The sequence below is a fragment of the Salinimicrobium oceani genome (genome assembly GCF_012037645.1).
In genome coordinates, this window is sequence record NZ_JAAVJR010000294.1 from 1 (window position 1) to 565 (window position 565).

Annotated in this window: 2 protein-coding genes; one reads left to right on the forward strand and one right to left on the reverse strand. The window is 42.5% G+C overall.

The features are described 5' to 3' along the window. The coding region (locus HC175_RS16800; RefSeq protein WP_317172344.1) for a phosphoribosylglycinamide synthetase C domain-containing protein at positions 1–390 on the forward strand (390 nt) is incomplete at its 5' end. On the opposite strand, the gene HC175_RS24320 is transcribed toward HC175_RS16800, so the two are convergent. Next, entirely contained in the window at positions 387–551 is a 165-nt protein-coding gene (locus HC175_RS24320; RefSeq protein WP_317172345.1) for a DUF6341 family protein, read from the reverse strand. The genes HC175_RS16800 and HC175_RS24320 overlap by 4 nt on opposite strands. Positions 552–565: the final 14 nt, after the last annotated feature.

The window sequence follows — 565 nt, forward strand, 5'->3', positions numbered from 1 at the left end:
GGAGATCCCGAAACCGAAGTGGTACTGCCAAGAATAGAGACAGATCTTGTTGAGGTGTTTCAGAAAACTGCATCCGGCAAGCTGAATGAGGTGGAGCTACAGGTAAAGAAGGAGTCAGCGGCAACTTTGGTGCTGGTTTCCGGCGGTTATCCCGAAGATTATGAAAAAGGAAAAGAAATTACGGGACTTGAAAAAGTGGAAGATTCCATCGTTTTTCATGCCGGCACTAAAGAAGAGCACGGTAAAACACTAACAAATGGAGGAAGGGTATTGGCGATCACTTCCTTTGGAAGTGATTTCAAAGAGGCCATAAAAAAATCTTATCAAAATGCTGAAAAACTTCATTTTGATAAGATGTATTTTAGGAAGGATATTGGTTTTGACCTCTAGCCCAGGAATGAATGTGCCGAGGTATCCTTTTTTTCCTCGTTACGGTCGTTGAAAATTTTCAACTGCTTCATCCAATAGACAAATGCGGCCATTGCAATGAGAATAAAAATCCAGTTTACCAGGTTAGCAAGCCACCAGCTATCAAGCTCTGCATCTGCCAGGTAGTTGAATGGCG